Origin of the sequence: Enterobacter sp. BWH52 (genome assembly GCF_001037565.1) — a bacterium.
Taxonomy (GTDB): Bacteria; Pseudomonadota; Gammaproteobacteria; order Enterobacterales; family Enterobacteriaceae; genus Enterobacter; species Enterobacter hormaechei_C.
The window spans coordinates 4295963-4310166 of record NZ_KQ089854.1; the positions used below are offsets into that span (position 1 = coordinate 4295963).

A 14204-nucleotide genomic window follows, 5' to 3' on the forward strand; every position below is an offset into this window, starting at 1 on the left:
TTATGCCTCACCAAGGTATGCGCGGATCACGTCCGGGTTGTTGCGGATCTCTTCCGGCGTGCCGTTTGCCAGCGGCGTGCCCTGGTTTACCACGTAGATACGGTCCGAAATGCCCATCACCAGCTTCATGTCATGCTCAATCAGCAGGATGGTGGTGTCGTGATGGTCGCGCAGCTCGGCAATCAGCTCGTCCAGCTCTTTGGTCTCTTTCGGATTGAGACCTGCCGCTGGTTCGTCGAGCATCAGGATCTCCGGCTGGGTCACCATGCAGCGCACAATCTCCAGGCGACGCTGATCCCCGTAAGCGAGGTTGCCCGCCTGACGGTTGGCGTGCTGGAGCAGGCCGATACGGTCGAGCCAGGTCGCGGCGCGATCGAGCGCCTCTTCCTGCGTGCGGCGGAAGGCCGGGGTTTTCAGCAGGCCGGAGAAGAGGCCGGTTTTCAGCTGCTGATGTTGCGCCACCAGCAGGTTCTCAATCACCGTCATCTCGCGGAACAGACGCACGTGCTGGAAGGTACGCACCACGCCCATGCGGGCAATCTGCTGGCCCGGCAGCCCTTCAAGATGCTGATCGCGCAGCATGATGGTGCCGCCCGTCGGCTTGTAGAAGCCGGTCAGGCAGTTGAAGACCGTGGTTTTTCCCGCGCCGTTCGGGCCAATCAGGGAGACAATCTCTTTCTTGTGCAGATCCAGATTCACATTGTTGACCGCCAGCAGGCCGCCAAAACGCATCATCAGGCCGTTAACGGATAATAAAGGCTTCATGCCTGCTCTCCTTTCGCCTGTGTGCGTTTCAGCTTCAGCTGTGGACGGGTCATCGGCAGGAGACCCTGCGGACGCCAGATCATCATCAGCACCATCAAACCACCCAGCATTAACATGCTGTATTCGTTAAAGTCGCGCATCAGCTCGCGGGAGACCACCAGCAGGATAGCCGCGAGGATCACGGCGAACTGCGAGCCCATTCCGCCGAGCACCACAATCGCCAGCACGAAGGCCGATTCGGCAAAGGTGAACGATTCCGGGCTGACGAAGCCCTGACGCGCGGCAAACAGCGTTCCGGCGAAACCGGCAAACGCGGCGCTGATGGTAAATGCGGTCAGCTTGATGCGGGTCGGGTTCAGGCCCAGGGAGCGGCAGGCGATCTCATCTTCGCGCAGCGCTTCCCACGCGCGACCCAGCGGCATGCGCAGCAGACGGTTGATCACAAACAGCGTAATCACCACCAGCAGCAGCGCCACCAGATAGAGCCAGATCACGCGGTCGGACGGATCGTATTTGATGCCAAAGAAGTTGCTGAAGGTATCCCAGCCGCCTTCGCGGGCGGTACGGCTGAACTCCAGGCCGAAGAAGGTCGGTTTCGGGATCTGGCTGATGCCATTCGGACCGCCGGTCACCTCGGTATTGTTGAGCAGCAGGATACGGACGATTTCGCCGAAGCCTAAGGTCACAATCGCCAGGTAGTCACCGCGCAGGCGCAGCACCGGGAAGCCGAGCAGGAAGCCCGCCGCGGCAGAGACCAGCCCCGCCAGCGGCAGACAGGTCCAGAAGCCGAGGCCGTAATAGTGGTTCAGCAGCGCGAAGGTGTACGCGCCGATGGCGTAGAACCCGCCGTAGCCCAGCACCAGCAGGCCAGACAGCCCCACCACCACGTTCAGACCCAGCCCCAGAATCACGTAGATCATGGTCAGGGTGGCAATATCCACCGTCCCGCGCGATACCATAAACGGCCACGCCACGGCAGCCACCAGCAGCGCCACAAGGAACAGCTTCTGTTTCACGGTTGTACCGTCGATCGCCGGCAGGACGAATTTCGGCCCGGAGACGTTTTTCAGCGTCTTCTGGAACAGCGGACGCAGCAGCTGGAACAGGAACACCACAGCGGTGCCGATAAACACCCACTGCCAGCGGATGTCGGGGGCGGTATCCACCACCAGCTTCGTGCCGTCCAGCCCTAACTGGACGCCCATAAAGACGCCCGCCAGGACGAAGAACATGGCGGCAGAGAGCAGCGCCATCGCAAAATGCATCGGTTTCATACTTTCTCTACCTCCGGACGGCCCAGAATACCGGTAGGCATCACCAGCAGAACCAGAATCAGCAGGGCAAACGACACCACATCTTTATATTCGGTGCTCAGATACGCAGAGGAGAGCGCTTCGGCCACGCCCAAAATCAGGCCGCCGATCATCGCGCCCGGAATGCTGCCGATGCCGCCCAGTACCGCTGCGGTGAAGGCTTTCATCCCGGCCATAAAACCGATGTACGGGTTGATTACGCCGTAGAACTGACCGAGCAACACGCCAGCCACCGCCGCCATCGCTGCGCCGATCACGAAGGTCAGGGCAATCACGCGGTCGGTGTTGATCCCGAGCAGGCTCGCCATCTTCAGATCTTCCGCGCAGGCGCGGCAGGCGCGTCCCATGCGGGAGTAGCGGATGAACAGGGTCAGGGCCAGCATCGCAATAAAGGTCACAACCCAGATTACCAGCTGCATGGTGGTGACAGAGGCGGAGAAGTTTTCGCTGGCCCCCACAATCCACTGGCCGTTAAACAGGCTTGGCAGCGCCACGTCGCGTGAACCTTCAGTCAGGCTGACGTAGTTTTGCAGGAAAATGGACATCCCGATGGCGGAGATCAGCGCGATCAGGCGCTTGGAGCTGCGCACCGGTCGGTAGGCTACCCGTTCGATACTCCAGCCGTAGGCGCTGGCGATCACAATCGCGCCGACAAACCCGGCGGCCACCAGCAGCCAGCTGCTGTCGATGCCCATCATCATCAGCGCGGCGATGATCATAAAGGAGACGTAGCTACCGATCATGTACACCTCGCCGTGGGCGAAGTTAATCATGCCGATAATGCCGTAAACCATCGTGTAGCCGATGGCGATCAGCGCGTAGGTGCTTCCCAGCGTGACGCCGTTAAACATCTGCTGCAAAAAGTAGAGAAACTGCTCGGACATATGCAAACCTTTTTATACCCGCCCGGTGAGCCGGGCGGTGGGATGATTATCTGGCGACCGAGGACGAACCGTCGGCGTGCCACTTAAAGACACCAAATTCAAATCCCTTCAGATCGCCTTTCTCATCCCAGTTCAGCGGCCCAATCACGGTGTTCGCCCCGTGCGCTTTTAAATCTTTCACCAGATCCAGCGGTTCTTTGCTGCCGGTACGATCCAGCGCGGTGGCCAGAGACTGCACGGCCGCGTAGGTGATCCAGACGTACGGACCACTTGGATCTTTCTTCTGCGCCTTGAGCGCATCCACGATAGCCTTATTCGCCGGATCCTGGTCATAGCGTTTTGGCATCGTCACCAGCATGCCTTCGGCAGAATCCCCCGCGATGTTGGACAGGGAGGCATTGCCCACGCCCTCTGGCCCCATGAACTGGGTTTTCAGACCGGTGGCGCGCGCCTGGCGCAGCATCTGCCCCATTTCCGGGTAGTAGCCGCCGTAGTAAACGAAGTCGATATTCTCTTTTTGCAGGCGGGCGATCAGCGCGGAGAAGTCTTTTTCACCGGCGGTAATGCCGTCGAAGAAGACGATGTTTGCCCCGCCTTTTTTCAGGCCGTCCTGTACGGAACGCGCCAGGCCTTCGCCGTACTGCTGCTTATCGTGAATGATGGCGATACGCTGCGGCTTAACGGTTTCGAGGATGTATTTGGCGGCGGTTGGCCCCTGAGAGGAGTCCAGACCGGCGGTACGCATGATGTGCTGGTAGCCGCGCTGGGTCAGTTCCGGGTTGGTGGCGCCCGGGGTGATCATCAGAATGCCTTCGTCTTCGTAGATATCAGACGCAGGCTGCGTGGAAGAGGAACACAGGTGCCCTATGACGTACTGGATACCGTCGTTAACAATTTTGTTGGCGACCGCGACGGCCTGTTTTGGATCGCAGGCGTCGTCATACTCCACGCCCACCAGCTTGTCGCCTTTGATCCCGCCTTTGGCGTTGATATCTTTGATGGCCTGACGCGCGCCGTTGAACTCCATGTCACCCCACTGGGCAACAGGGCCGGACATCGCCCCCACTACCGCAACTTTAATGTCGTCTGCCATAGCGGCATGCGAGATCGACAGTGCGACCATCCCCGCGATTAACGTCTTCACGTTCCTTTTCATCTCTGAATCCCCATTCGTGATGTCGTGTTTATATTTTGTTTTATTATGGTTAAAAAGCATTCTGTACTTTTAATGAACAACGCTATTTTTACCAGTGCCTTTAATGGTTTAGCGCAGTTTTTTGTCAAAAACCAGACTAATATCTCTATTTTTCAGGCGATTAAGCAAAGATAATATTCTGAAATCAGGCGGAGATAAACAAATAAAAGCGCAGTTGGCAGCATAAAATAACGGTACAAAGCGCCGAATAAATCACTGCCCTTCAGGTTAAAATTCTGCTTATTTTTCGATCCATGTGTTTTCAAACTGCGCATTACGCTGTCAAAAAACTAATCACCTGGTAAATGGGAAGAAAAAGAGAAAGCGCCTGAGCAAATAAATTGAGTACACTGGCCCTACTCTTTTTGATTTGGACAAGCAGCTAATGAAACTGACTATCGTGCGTCTGGTGACCTTTAGCGACCAGGATCATATCGACCTGGGCAAGATCTGGCCGGAATATTCCCCTTCATCGCTGGCCGTCGATGAAAACCACCGCATCTATGCCGCGCGTTTTAATGAACGTCTGCTGGCCGCCGTCCGCGTAACGCTGAGCGGCACGGAAGGGGCGCTGGACTCCCTGCGCGTGCGCGACGTGACCCGTCGTCGCGGGGTCGGGCAGTATTTGATTGAAGAGGTGATCCGCGAAAACCCGAGCGTAACCTCCTGGTGGATGGCCGACGTGGGCGTGGAGGATCGCGGCGTGATGGCAGCGTTTATGCAGGCGTTAGGGTTTACGGCGCAGGCGAACGGGTGGGAGAAGCGCTAGATCTGTGCGACCTGATACCCTCACCCCGGCCCTCTCCCTAAGGGAGAGGGAGAAAACCGGGTAATCCCCTCTCCCCGTGGGAGAGGGTTAGGGTGAGGGCATCAACCCGCACCAGCATTATTTGGCATCAGTAGCAGTGCCATTGGCATGCCAGTCAAACACGCCGAACTCGAAGCCCTTCAAATCGCCCTTCTCATCCCAGGACAGCGGTCCCATCACGGTTTCCACCGAGTTCGCTTTCAGCCAGGTGGCAATCTCCGCCGGATCGGCTGACTGGTTCAGGCCCGCTTGCAGAGACTGCAACGCTGCGTAGGTGGTCCAGACGAATGCACCGCTTGGATCCTGTTTCTTCGCCTTGATGGCATCGACAACAGGTTTGTTCGCAGGCACCTGGTCGTAGTTCTTCGGCTTGGTCACCAGCAGACCTTCAGCGGATTCACCCGCGATGTTAGACAGGGAAACGTTCGCGACACCTTCTGGCCCCATGAACTGCGTCTTCAGACCCGCCGCACGCGCCTGACGCAGGATCTGCCCCATTTCCGGGTGGTAGCCGCCGTAGTAAACGAAATCGATGTTTTCTTTCTTCAGACGCGCGACCAGGGTCGAGAAGTCTTTCTCACCGGCGGTGATACCGTCAAAGAACACCACGTTGGCGTTCGCTTTTTTCAGGTTATCCTGCACCGCACGGGCCAGGCCTTCGCCGTACTGCTGTTTGTCATGAACAATCGCGATGCGCTGCGGCTTCACTTTTTCCACGATGTATTTCGCGGCGGTTGGCCCCTGATCGGAGTCCAGACCGGTGGTACGCAGGATCAGCTTATAGCCGCGCGCGGTGAGCTCTGGCGCCGTCGCGGCCGGCGTGATCATCAGAATGCCTTCGTCTTCGTAGATGTCAGACGCGGGCTGGGTGGAAGAGGAGCACAGGTGACCAATAACGTATTTGATCCCGTCGTTTACCACTTTGTTCGCCACCGCGACCGCCTGTTTCGGGTCACAGGCATCGTCATATTTTACGATTTGCAGCTTTTCGCCCTTGATGCCGCCCTTAGCATTAATGTCTGCAACCGCCTGTTCTGCGCCCGTAAATTCCTGGTCGCCGTACTGTGCTACCGGACCGGACATTGCGCCCACCACGGCCACTTTAATATCGGCCTGCGCCATGGCGCTGAATGCCAACGCGATACATCCTGCCAGTAACGCTTTACCCTTCATGTTCATCCTGAGATTCCCCATTATTATGGTTATAACGATTGTTGTGATGTTGTTGTGTAGCGCTTTATTTCAGTTATAGGCGTGCTGTTCGCGCTTTTTCAGCATACTCTGCTAAAACATACCCCATTTTTATGATTTTGGAATAGCTAATTTGAAATGAAAATATGATAAGCCCGGCCTTCATTTCAGCCGGGCTTTTGGCTTTATCGTGTCAGCGAGGCGGAAATAATATCCAGCGCTTTACGAAACTGCGCTTCGGGGATGGTGAGTGGGTAGAGGAAGCGAATAACGTTGCCGTAAACGCCGCAGCTCAAAAGCAGCAGCCCTTCGTTCAACGCGCGCTCCTGAACCTGACGGGTAAATTCCGGCGACGGCTGTCCGGTTTGCGGATCGGTAAATTCCACCGCCACCATCGACCCCTGCCCACGGATATCGGCGATATACGGACAGCCATCCTTCGCTTTATTCAGCACCTCGACCAGATGATGCCCGAGATGCGCCGCGCGGGTGCAGAGATCGTCCTCGTCAATCACATCCAGCACCGCATGGGCCGCCGCAATCGCCAGCGGGTTACCTGCGTAGGTTCCGCCAAGTCCGCCCGGGGCCGGCGCATCCATTACCTCCGCCCGGCCAGAGACGGCAGAGAGCGGCATCCCGCCCGCCAGGCTTTTCGCCATAGTGATCAGATCGGGCTTCACGCAGTGGTTTTCCATGGAGAACAGCTTGCCGGTACGGGCGAAGCCGGTTTGCACTTCGTCGGCAATCAGTAAAATCCCGTGGGTATCGCACAGGGCACGCAGCGCCTGCATAAAATCAGCGGGCGCGACGTTGAATCCGCCCTCGCCCTGAACCGGTTCAATAATGATTGCCGCCACCTGATCGGGCGCGATATCGGCTTTGAAGATGCGCTCCAGGCTTTTTAACGCTTCGGCGGTACTGACGCCGTGCAGGCTGTTAGGGAATTGCGCGTGGTACACCGAGCCGGGGAACGGGCCGAAGCCGAGCTTATAGGGCGCCACTTTGCCGGTCAGCGCCATGGTCATAAAGGTACGGCCGTGGAACGCGCCGCCGAAGGTGATAAGGCCGGAACGTCTGGTGTACGCGCGGGCGATTTTCACCGCGTTTTCGACCGCTTCCGCCCCCGTTGAGAAGAAGGCGGTTTTGGCTGGCCCCTCTATGGGTACGCGCTGGTTGATGCGCTCGGCAAGCGATACATAGCCTTCATAAGGGACGATTTGATAAGCGGTATGGGTAAAGGCGTGAAGCTGTTTTTCGACGGCGGCGATAACTTTAGGATGGCGATGCCCGGTATTCAGCACGGCGATCCCGGCGGCAAAATCAATATACTCGTTACCTTCCACGTCCCACACCGTGGCGTTTTCGGCTTTATCGGCATAGAAGTTACACATGACGCCGATACCGCGCGGCGTCGCCTGTAAACGCCGGTCGTTCAGTTCGTTATTTTTCACCCTGTCACCCTCTGAAAGTCGCCTGCTTAGCGCATCAGTAAGTGTTTGCCAGGGGCAGGGAATTCGCCAGAGCGGGCGCTAAAAAAACAAAACCCCCAGACTCTCATCCAGGGGTTCTCGGTGTACTTCGCGAAAATTACGCTTCGATAGCGGCGCGAAGTTTTTTCATGGCGTTCTTTTCAAGCTGACGCACACGTTCAGCGGAGACGCCGTAGCGGTCGGCCAGTTCCTGCAACGTGGACTTGTTATCTTCGTCCAGCCAGCGGGCACGGATGATATCCTGGCTACGCTCGTCTAGGCCTTCCATCGCGAAGGTCAGCTTGTTCGCCGCCTGGTCTTCCCAGTTATCCTCTTCAATGCCGTCAGCAAAGTTAGAGGTTTTATCCTGTAGATACAGAACCGGGGCCATCGGCTGGCTGTCGGACGCGTCATCGTCGGCAGACATATCAAACGTCATGTCCTGAGCGGCCATACGGGATTCCATCTCGCGGACGTCTTTGCTGGAAACGCCCAGCTCGCGCGCCACCATTTCCACTTCATCCTGATTGAACCAGCCCAGACGCTGCTTGGTTTTACGCAGGTTGAAGAACAGTTTGCGCTGCGCTTTCGTCGTGGCGACTTTCACAATACGCCAGTTACGCAAGACGTATTCGTGAATTTCCGCTTTGATCCAGTGCACGGCGAAGGAGACCAGTCGCACGCCCACTTCCGGGTTGAAGCGACGTACCGCCTTCATCAGGCCAATATTACCTTCCTGAATCAGGTCCGCCTGCGGCAGGCCGTAGCCCGCATAATTACGAGCAACGTGAACAACAAAGCGCAGGTGAGACAGGATCAGCGTTTTAGCTGCTTCCAGATCGCCCTGGTAATGCAGCTTTTCAGCAAGCTCCTTTTCTTCCTCAGCCGTTAACATCGGCCAGGTGTTCGCAGCCCGGATGTAAGATTCCAGGTTACCAACAGGGGCTAAAGCTAAAGTTTGCATTTCTTTGGTCATTCATTCCTCTCAATGTTTCTTCTGGTCCAGGTTGTCCCCGTCAGGCAACAACCATGCCAAAGCGTTTGAGCAACGAGATTAGCATTCACTCTTTTATCAGACAGTGATTTTATCCACAAGTTCCAGGTGCAACAGTGAATAAATTACGCACAAAATGTGACATGAAGATGATTACAGGGGAAGAGACAACAGGGACGCTTTCCCTGCAAGCGAACATCTCGGTGCAGGGAAAGATTATATCACGCTTTTATTAGTCGGGAGTAAAGTGGCGTAAATGTTGAACCGTTGCCAGCCATGCCGCCACCCAGCCGATCATGGAGCACACCAGCAGTAACAGCAGGCACTCATCGAAACCTAAACCACTGATATCAAACTTAGTTCCGAAAACCTGCGCCACCTCGGTGACGGCTGACGACAGCCGCATCACCAAAATTTCTGACAATATCAATGAAAGAAATGCACCAGAAAAACCTAATAACGCGCCGCCGTAAAGGAACGGGCGGAGGATGAAACCATCCGTTGCGCCAATCAGTTTCTGCACGTTGATGGTATCGCGACGGGCGAAGATGCTCAGGCGCACGCTATTACCGATGACGAGGAACACCGCCGCCACCATCAGCACGCCGATCATCGCCGACACGCGTCCTACCAGCCCGGTCAGGGCGGCAAGACGGGCAAACCAGCTGTCGTCCATGCGCACTTCATCAATCCCGTTAATGCGGGTAATGCGGTCGCGCAGGGTGTTGAGCGAATCTGTGCCCTGGAAATCGAGTTTCGGGATCACCACCGCCACCGCGGGCAGCGGGTTCTCTTCAAGCATATCCAGCGCGCCGCCAAATCCGGACCAGTTGCGGAATTCGCCCAGCGCTTCATCGCGGGAAAGATAGTTCACCTTCTCCACGCCCTGCTCGGCCTGAATCTGCCCCACTACCTGAGCCGCCGCGTTATCGTCGAGGGCTTTATCCAGATAAACGGTGATCTGCGGCGACGGATAGTACTGGGACGCCGCCTGGTTTACGTTTTTGTAAACCATGTAGCAGACGCTGGGCAGCGTCAGGGAGATGGCAATCACCATCACCGTCAGGAACGTCGCCAGCGGTTTGCTTTTCAGATCCTGCAACGCGCCCTGGAAGGCATACCGCACCTGCTCGTTAAAGACGTTGGTTTTGCGGGAGTTCGGTTTCGGTGTCGCTTTGGCACGCTTAGGCGCATTGCGATTGCCGTCACCACCGCCCTGAGGCTTGCGGAAACGGTCAAACCGGTTGCTGAACTGCCGAATCTGGTTCATTGCATCACGCTTATTCACCGTGGCCTCCGTGCAAATGCCCGTCGCTCAGGGTCAGCATGCGGTACGAACGGCGGGAGATCAGCCCCATGTCGTGCGTCGCCATCAGTACCGTGACCCCCACGCGGTTAAATTCCTCAAACAGACGCAGGATCCCTTCAGAGAGGGCATCGTCCAGGTTACCGGTCGGTTCATCCGCCAGCAAAACGGCAGGCTTGTTCACCACCGCACGGGCGATACCCACGCGCTGCTGCTCACCGCCGGAGAGCTGGATCGGGAAGTTCTTCGCTTTGTCCAGCAGCCCGACCTTATCCAGCGCCGCCGAAACGCGACGGCGGATATCATCGTAACTGGCGCCGGCAATAATCAGCGGGATCGCGACGTTATCGAAAACCGTGCGATCCATCAGCAGGTGGTGATCCTGGAAAATCATGCCAATCTGACGACGCAGGAACGGCACTTCACGGTTCTTAAGACGGCTAATTTCATGGCCGCTGAACCAGATTTTCCCGGCGCTTGGCCGCTCGATCCCACAGATCAGCTTGAGCAGGGTACTTTTCCCCGCGCCGGAATGGCCGGTCAGGAATGCCATCTCGCCTGGCTGGAGGTGGAATGTCACCCCCTGTAGCGCTTGTCTCCCGCCGAGATAGGCCTTGCTGACGTGTTCAAAGCGAATCATTGTTATTCCTCTCGGGCAAATAGTGCCTCAATAAAGTCGTCCGCTTTAAACGGACGTAAATCCTCAATACGCTCGCCCACACCGATGTAACGGATAGGAATGCCGAACTGGTCGGCCACGGAGAAGATCACCCCGCCTTTCGCGGTGCCGTCCAGCTTGGTCAGCGTGATCCCGGTCAGTCCTACCGCTTCATGGAACAGCTTCGCCTGGCTGATGGCGTTCTGTCCGGTGCTGGCGTCGATAGTCAGCATAATTTCATGCGGTGCATCTTCGTCCAGCTTCTTCATGACGCGAACGATTTTCTTCAGCTCTTCCATCAGGTGCGATTTGTTCTGCAAACGCCCCGCGGTATCCGCAATCAGCACGTCCACGTTACGCGACTTCGCCGCCTGGATGGCATCGAAAATCACGGACGCGGAATCCGCGCCGGTGTGCTGAGCAATGACCGGAATATTGTTGCGCTGGCCCCACACCTGGAGCTGTTCCACCGCTGCCGCACGGAAGGTATCGCCCGCCGCCAGCATCACCGATTTGCCCTGCTGCTCAAACTGGCGCGCCAGCTTGCCGATGGTGGTAGTTTTACCCACGCCGTTGACGCCAACCATCAGGATAACAAACGGCATTTTGCCTTCAATATTAAGCGGTTCGTCAACTTTTGCGAGAATTTCACCCATCTCGTCTTTCAGCAGGCCGTACAGCGCCTCGGCGTCGCGCAGCTGTTTGCGGCTCGCCCCTTCGGTCAAGTTGGCGATGATCTTCCGGGTGGTTTCCACGCCCACGTCCGCAATCAGCAGCTGCTCTTCCAGCTCCTCAAACAGATCGTCGTCGATCTTTTTGCCGCGGAAAAGACTGATAAATCCGGAACCTAAGTTTTCTTTGGTTTTGAGCAGGCTGCGCTTCAGGCGCGCGAAGAAACCTTCTTTTGTCGGTTTTTCCTGCTCCTGAACGATCTCTTCTTCGGCCTGCTCTTCCACCGGTACGACGATGACCGCTTCTTCAGCCGCTTCCGCCGCCAGCGCCTGGGCTTCCAGCTCTTCGTCGGTCAGCTCTGGCTCAAGGACCGCTTCTTCTTCCACCGCCTCAACAATTTCAACGGTTTCCGCTTCGGCCAGCCACTCTTCGGCAGAAACCTCTTCAGCTTTAACCTCTTCGGGCAGCGGCAGCGCTTCGTGTTCGATAGCGGCCTGCGGCGCTTCGGTAAGGGTTTCTACGATAACCGGCTCTGGCTTCTCGCTCTCCTGAACCTGCTCAGTGACCTCAACCACCTCTTCAGCAAAGGATTCAATCTCTTCTTTACTGTGGGCTGGCTCTTCCGCTTCGACAACCGCAGCGGTTTCGACAGGCGTTTCAGGCTGTGACTGCTCTTCTACAACCTGCTGTTCTTCGGTTTTCTGTTCTGTTTCTTGCTCTTTTTCACCGAAACCCAACCAGGAAAAGAAGCCACGTTTTTTTTGTTTTGCCATCTGCGACTACACTCCTCGCGGCGCTATATACAGGGAAGCTAAAAAAATGATGAAATAGTCTAACACTTTACTTAATTGACATCACCGCCCGCAATCGCAGGGCTATGGTTAACAGAGCTTTCCTGAGATGAAGAAACCCACCCGCGCCCCGGCCGGTCAAATTCGCATTATCGGCGGTCAGTGGCGAGGCCGGAAATTACCGGTGCCGGACAGCCCCGGTTTACGCCCCACCACGGACCGCGTTCGCGAGACGCTGTTTAACTGGCTCGCCCCGTCTATGGTAGACGCCAACTGCCTGGACTGCTTCGCCGGAAGCGGTGCATTAGGGCTGGAAGCGCTGTCGCGCTATGCTGCCAGCGCCACGCTGCTGGAGATGGAGCGCGGCGTCGCGCAGACGTTGCAGCAAAATTTGGCTACGCTGAAGGCAACCAACGCCAAAGTGGTGAATACCAACACGCTGAGCTTCCTCGCCCAACAGGGGACGCCGTACAACGTGGTTTTTGTTGACCCGCCGTTCCGTAAAGGGCTGCTGGAAGAGACGCTATCCCTGCTGGAGCAAAATGGCTGGCTGGCGGACGACGCGCTGATTTACGTTGAAAGCGAAGTGGAAAATGGTCTGCCGTCCGTTCCCGTTCACTGGGATCTGCACCGCGAGAAGGTCGCCGGCCAGGTGGCTTATCGTCTGTATCACCGTCAGGCACAAGGAGGATCCGATGCCAGTACTGATTAACGTAGGGCGCTTGCTGATGCTGGGCGTCTGGGCATTTTTGATTTTGAATCTGGTGCACCCGTTCCCGCGTCCGCTGAATATCTTCATTAACGTGGCGCTGATTTTTACCGCGTTCATGCATGCCTTACAGATGGTGATGCTGAAAAACGGACTGCCGAAAGATAGCCCACCGATGACCGGCTGGCAGCAGCTGCGGGTGTTTATTTTCGGCGTATTTGAGCTGCTGGTGTGGATGAAGAAGTTTAAGGCGCAGGTGAAGAAGTAAGGTGCGGTGTGATGCCCTCACCCTAACCCTCTCCCACTGGGAGAGGGGACCGATCGCGCATTATTCAGCCCTAAAACCTACAAAACGCGACCCTTTATAGCTCAACGTGCCTTTCTCTCCCACCGTCAGCTGATGGTACTGCTGCGCCTCCAGGCGGAAGGTCATCTCCAGCCCGTCGGTTTCCGGCTTAAAGCTCGCTTCATAACGCATTGTTGTGCCCGCAGGCGTCACCTGCTGCTGGCGGGATCGGCGGTCATTAAGCGGTTTCTCGCGCTTGTTCGTCACCACCACGCGCTTTTGCATCAGCGGCGCGGCATCGTTATCCGCCTTCTCGCGGCGCTGCTGCACGAAGCGGAACGAGGCGGCAATGACGATAATCGCCACCACGATAATGAAAAACAGCGGCATCTTGCTCATTGAAAAATCCCATCAGATTATGCGGAATTCAGGATACCTCGCCTGCCCCGGCATTGCCAAACGACCGCTCGCGTCACTACACTGGATCAGGAACTGATCATTCAGCCTCAACAGTTACAGGGAGTTAATATGCTTTGGTCATTTATCGCTGTCTGTTTTTCCGCATGGCTTTACGTCGATGCGTCCTACCGTGGCCCAGCCTGGCAGCGCTGGTTATTTAAACCCGTCACGCTATTACTCCTGCTGTTGCTTGCCTGGCAGGCCCCGATGTTTAACGCCGTTAGCTATCTTGTCCTCGCGGGGCTGTGTGCTTCCCTGATTGGCGATGCCTTAACCTTGCTGCCGCGTCAGCGCCTGCTGTACGCCGTGGGGGCGTTCTTCCTGTCACATCTGCTCTATACCATCTACTTTGCCAGCCAGATGACGCTCTCCTTCTTCTGGCCGCTGCCGCTGGTGCTGCTGGTGATTGGCGCCCTGCTGATCGCGGTGATCTGGTCGCGTCTGGAAGAGATGCGTCTGCCGGTCTGTACGTTTATCGCTATGACGCTGGTGATGGTGTGGCTGGCGGGCGAGCTGTGGTTCTTCCGTCCGACGGCGCCTGCAATGTCTGCGTTCTTCGGTGCCGCACTGTTGCTGTTGGGTAATATCGTCTGGCTGGGCAGCCACTATCGTCGCCGCTTCCGTGCGGATAATGCGATTTCCGCCGCCTGTTACTTTGCCGGACACTTCCTGATTGTGCGTTCGCTGTATATCTAAATAACGCT

The 14204-nt window shown here is 56.7% G+C and carries 15 protein-coding genes; 4 read left to right on the top strand and 11 right to left on the bottom strand.

Annotation, left to right across the window (positions count from 1 at the left end):
- From livG to livK, 4 genes are read right to left on the bottom strand one after another with little or no spacing between them, the layout of a single operon-like run.
- Nucleotides 1-765 (bottom strand): high-affinity branched-chain amino acid ABC transporter ATP-binding protein LivG, encoded by a 765-nt coding sequence (gene livG, locus SK47_RS20350; protein ID WP_048244988.1) that lies wholly within the window; start codon nt 763-765, stop codon nt 1-3.
- A complete protein-coding gene (locus SK47_RS20355) occupies nt 762-2039 on the bottom strand; it encodes a high-affinity branched-chain amino acid ABC transporter permease LivM (RefSeq protein WP_003861542.1) in 1278 nt (425 codons plus the stop codon). The genes livG and SK47_RS20355 overlap by 4 nt, the downstream gene beginning before the upstream one ends.
- Complete coding sequence (gene livH / locus SK47_RS20360; protein ID WP_003861540.1) at nt 2036-2962, bottom strand: high-affinity branched-chain amino acid ABC transporter permease LivH; 927 nt, start codon at nt 2960-2962, stop codon at nt 2036-2038. The genes SK47_RS20355 and livH overlap by 4 nt, the downstream gene beginning before the upstream one ends.
- 46 nt (nt 2963-3008) lie before the next feature.
- The gene (gene livK / locus SK47_RS20365) at nt 3009-4118 is read right to left on the bottom strand and encodes a high-affinity branched-chain amino acid ABC transporter substrate-binding protein LivK (protein ID WP_048244990.1); all 1110 of its coding nucleotides are present in this window, start codon (nt 4116-4118) and stop codon (nt 3009-3011) included.
- A 424-nt stretch (nt 4119-4542) separates the two neighbouring features.
- Here livK and panM point away from each other — a divergent pair, with 424 nt between their 5' ends.
- Nucleotides 4543-4926, top strand: a complete 384-nt coding sequence (gene panM / locus SK47_RS20380; RefSeq protein ID WP_003861532.1) for an aspartate 1-decarboxylase autocleavage activator PanM — start codon at nt 4543-4545, stop codon at nt 4924-4926.
- Nucleotides 4927-5043: 117 nt separating this feature from the next.
- Here the strand turns inward: panM and livJ are convergent, their stop codons facing one another.
- The 6 genes from livJ to ftsY all read right to left on the bottom strand — a co-directional run bounded on the left by livJ (nt 5044) and on the right by ftsY (nt 12028).
- Nucleotides 5044-6144, bottom strand: coding sequence for a branched chain amino acid ABC transporter substrate-binding protein LivJ (gene livJ / locus SK47_RS20385; RefSeq protein WP_003861530.1), 1101 nt, complete (start codon nt 6142-6144; stop codon nt 5044-5046).
- Nucleotides 6145-6341: 197 nt separating this feature from the next.
- A complete protein-coding gene (locus tag SK47_RS20390; RefSeq protein WP_023323836.1) occupies nt 6342-7607 on the bottom strand; it encodes a 4-aminobutyrate--2-oxoglutarate transaminase in 1266 nt (421 codons plus the stop codon).
- Nucleotides 7608-7743: 136 nt separating this feature from the next.
- Nucleotides 7744-8601, bottom strand: a complete 858-nt coding sequence (gene rpoH / locus SK47_RS20395) for an RNA polymerase sigma factor RpoH (RefSeq protein WP_000159624.1) — start codon at nt 8599-8601, stop codon at nt 7744-7746.
- 250 nt (nt 8602-8851) lie between these two features.
- Nucleotides 8852-9907 carry a permease-like cell division protein FtsX gene (gene ftsX / locus SK47_RS20400; RefSeq protein ID WP_003861527.1) on the bottom strand — a complete coding sequence of 352 codons (1056 nt, stop codon included), beginning with the start codon at nt 9905-9907 and terminating at the stop codon, nt 8852-8854.
- Nucleotides 9900-10565 carry a cell division ATP-binding protein FtsE gene (gene ftsE, locus SK47_RS20405; RefSeq protein ID WP_006812284.1) on the bottom strand — a complete coding sequence of 222 codons (666 nt, stop codon included), beginning with the start codon at nt 10563-10565 and terminating at the stop codon, nt 9900-9902. Before ftsE ends, ftsX begins: the two co-directional genes overlap by 8 nt.
- A 2-nt stretch (nt 10566-10567) precedes the next feature.
- Nucleotides 10568-12028, bottom strand: coding sequence for a signal recognition particle-docking protein FtsY (ftsY, locus tag SK47_RS20410; protein WP_048244992.1), 1461 nt, complete (start codon nt 12026-12028; stop codon nt 10568-10570).
- A 127-nt stretch (nt 12029-12155) separates the two neighbouring features.
- On the opposite strand from ftsY, the gene rsmD reads away from it, so the two are divergent.
- Both rsmD and SK47_RS20420 read left to right on the top strand, forming a co-directional pair.
- A complete protein-coding gene (gene rsmD, locus SK47_RS20415; RefSeq protein WP_023314975.1) occupies nt 12156-12758 on the top strand; it encodes a 16S rRNA (guanine(966)-N(2))-methyltransferase in 603 nt (200 codons plus the stop codon).
- Nucleotides 12742-13023 (top strand): DUF1145 family protein, encoded by a 282-nt coding sequence (locus SK47_RS20420; protein ID WP_022649670.1) that lies wholly within the window; start codon nt 12742-12744, stop codon nt 13021-13023. Before rsmD ends, SK47_RS20420 begins: the two co-directional genes overlap by 17 nt.
- A gap of 60 nt (nt 13024-13083) precedes the next feature.
- Here SK47_RS20420 and SK47_RS20425 read toward each other — a convergent pair whose 3' ends face one another.
- Nucleotides 13084-13440 carry a DUF2500 domain-containing protein gene (locus tag SK47_RS20425; RefSeq protein WP_048244994.1) on the bottom strand — a complete coding sequence of 119 codons (357 nt, stop codon included), beginning with the start codon at nt 13438-13440 and terminating at the stop codon, nt 13084-13086.
- 129 nt (nt 13441-13569) lie between these two features.
- On the opposite strand from SK47_RS20425, the gene SK47_RS20430 reads away from it, so the two are divergent.
- Nucleotides 13570-14196, top strand: a complete 627-nt coding sequence (locus SK47_RS20430) for a lysoplasmalogenase (protein ID WP_003861515.1) — start codon at nt 13570-13572, stop codon at nt 14194-14196.
- Nucleotides 14197-14204: the final 8 nt, after the last annotated feature.

Excerpts from the sequence above, each read along its gene's own strand:
- SK47_RS20425 (WP_048244994.1), bottom strand. The coding sequence starts at position 13,440 with ATGAGCAAGATGCCGCTGTTTTTCATTATCGTGGTGGCGATTATCGTC.
- ftsE (WP_006812284.1), bottom strand. The coding sequence starts at position 10,565 with ATGATTCGCTTTGAACACGTCAGCAAGGCCTATCTCGGCGGGAGACAA.
- rsmD (WP_023314975.1), top strand. The coding sequence starts at position 12,156 with ATGAAGAAACCCACCCGCGCCCCGGCCGGTCAAATTCGCATTATCGGC.
- panM (WP_003861532.1), top strand. The coding sequence starts at position 4,543 with ATGAAACTGACTATCGTGCGTCTGGTGACCTTTAGCGACCAGGATCAT.
- SK47_RS20430 (WP_003861515.1), top strand. The coding sequence starts at position 13,570 with ATGCTTTGGTCATTTATCGCTGTCTGTTTTTCCGCATGGCTTTACGTC.
- livH (WP_003861540.1), bottom strand. The coding sequence starts at position 2,962 with ATGTCCGAGCAGTTTCTCTACTTTTTGCAGCAGATGTTTAACGGCGTC.
- livK (WP_048244990.1), bottom strand. The coding sequence starts at position 4,118 with ATGAAAAGGAACGTGAAGACGTTAATCGCGGGGATGGTCGCACTGTCG.
- rpoH (WP_000159624.1), bottom strand. The coding sequence starts at position 8,601 with ATGACCAAAGAAATGCAAACTTTAGCTTTAGCCCCTGTTGGTAACCTG.
- livJ (WP_003861530.1), bottom strand. The coding sequence starts at position 6,144 with ATGAACATGAAGGGTAAAGCGTTACTGGCAGGATGTATCGCGTTGGCA.
- SK47_RS20420 (WP_022649670.1), top strand. The coding sequence starts at position 12,742 with ATGCCAGTACTGATTAACGTAGGGCGCTTGCTGATGCTGGGCGTCTGG.
- livG (WP_048244988.1), bottom strand. The coding sequence starts at position 765 with ATGAAGCCTTTATTATCCGTTAACGGCCTGATGATGCGTTTTGGCGGC.
- ftsY (WP_048244992.1), bottom strand. The coding sequence starts at position 12,028 with ATGGCAAAACAAAAAAAACGTGGCTTCTTTTCCTGGTTGGGTTTCGGT.
- SK47_RS20355 (WP_003861542.1), bottom strand. The coding sequence starts at position 2,039 with ATGAAACCGATGCATTTTGCGATGGCGCTGCTCTCTGCCGCCATGTTC.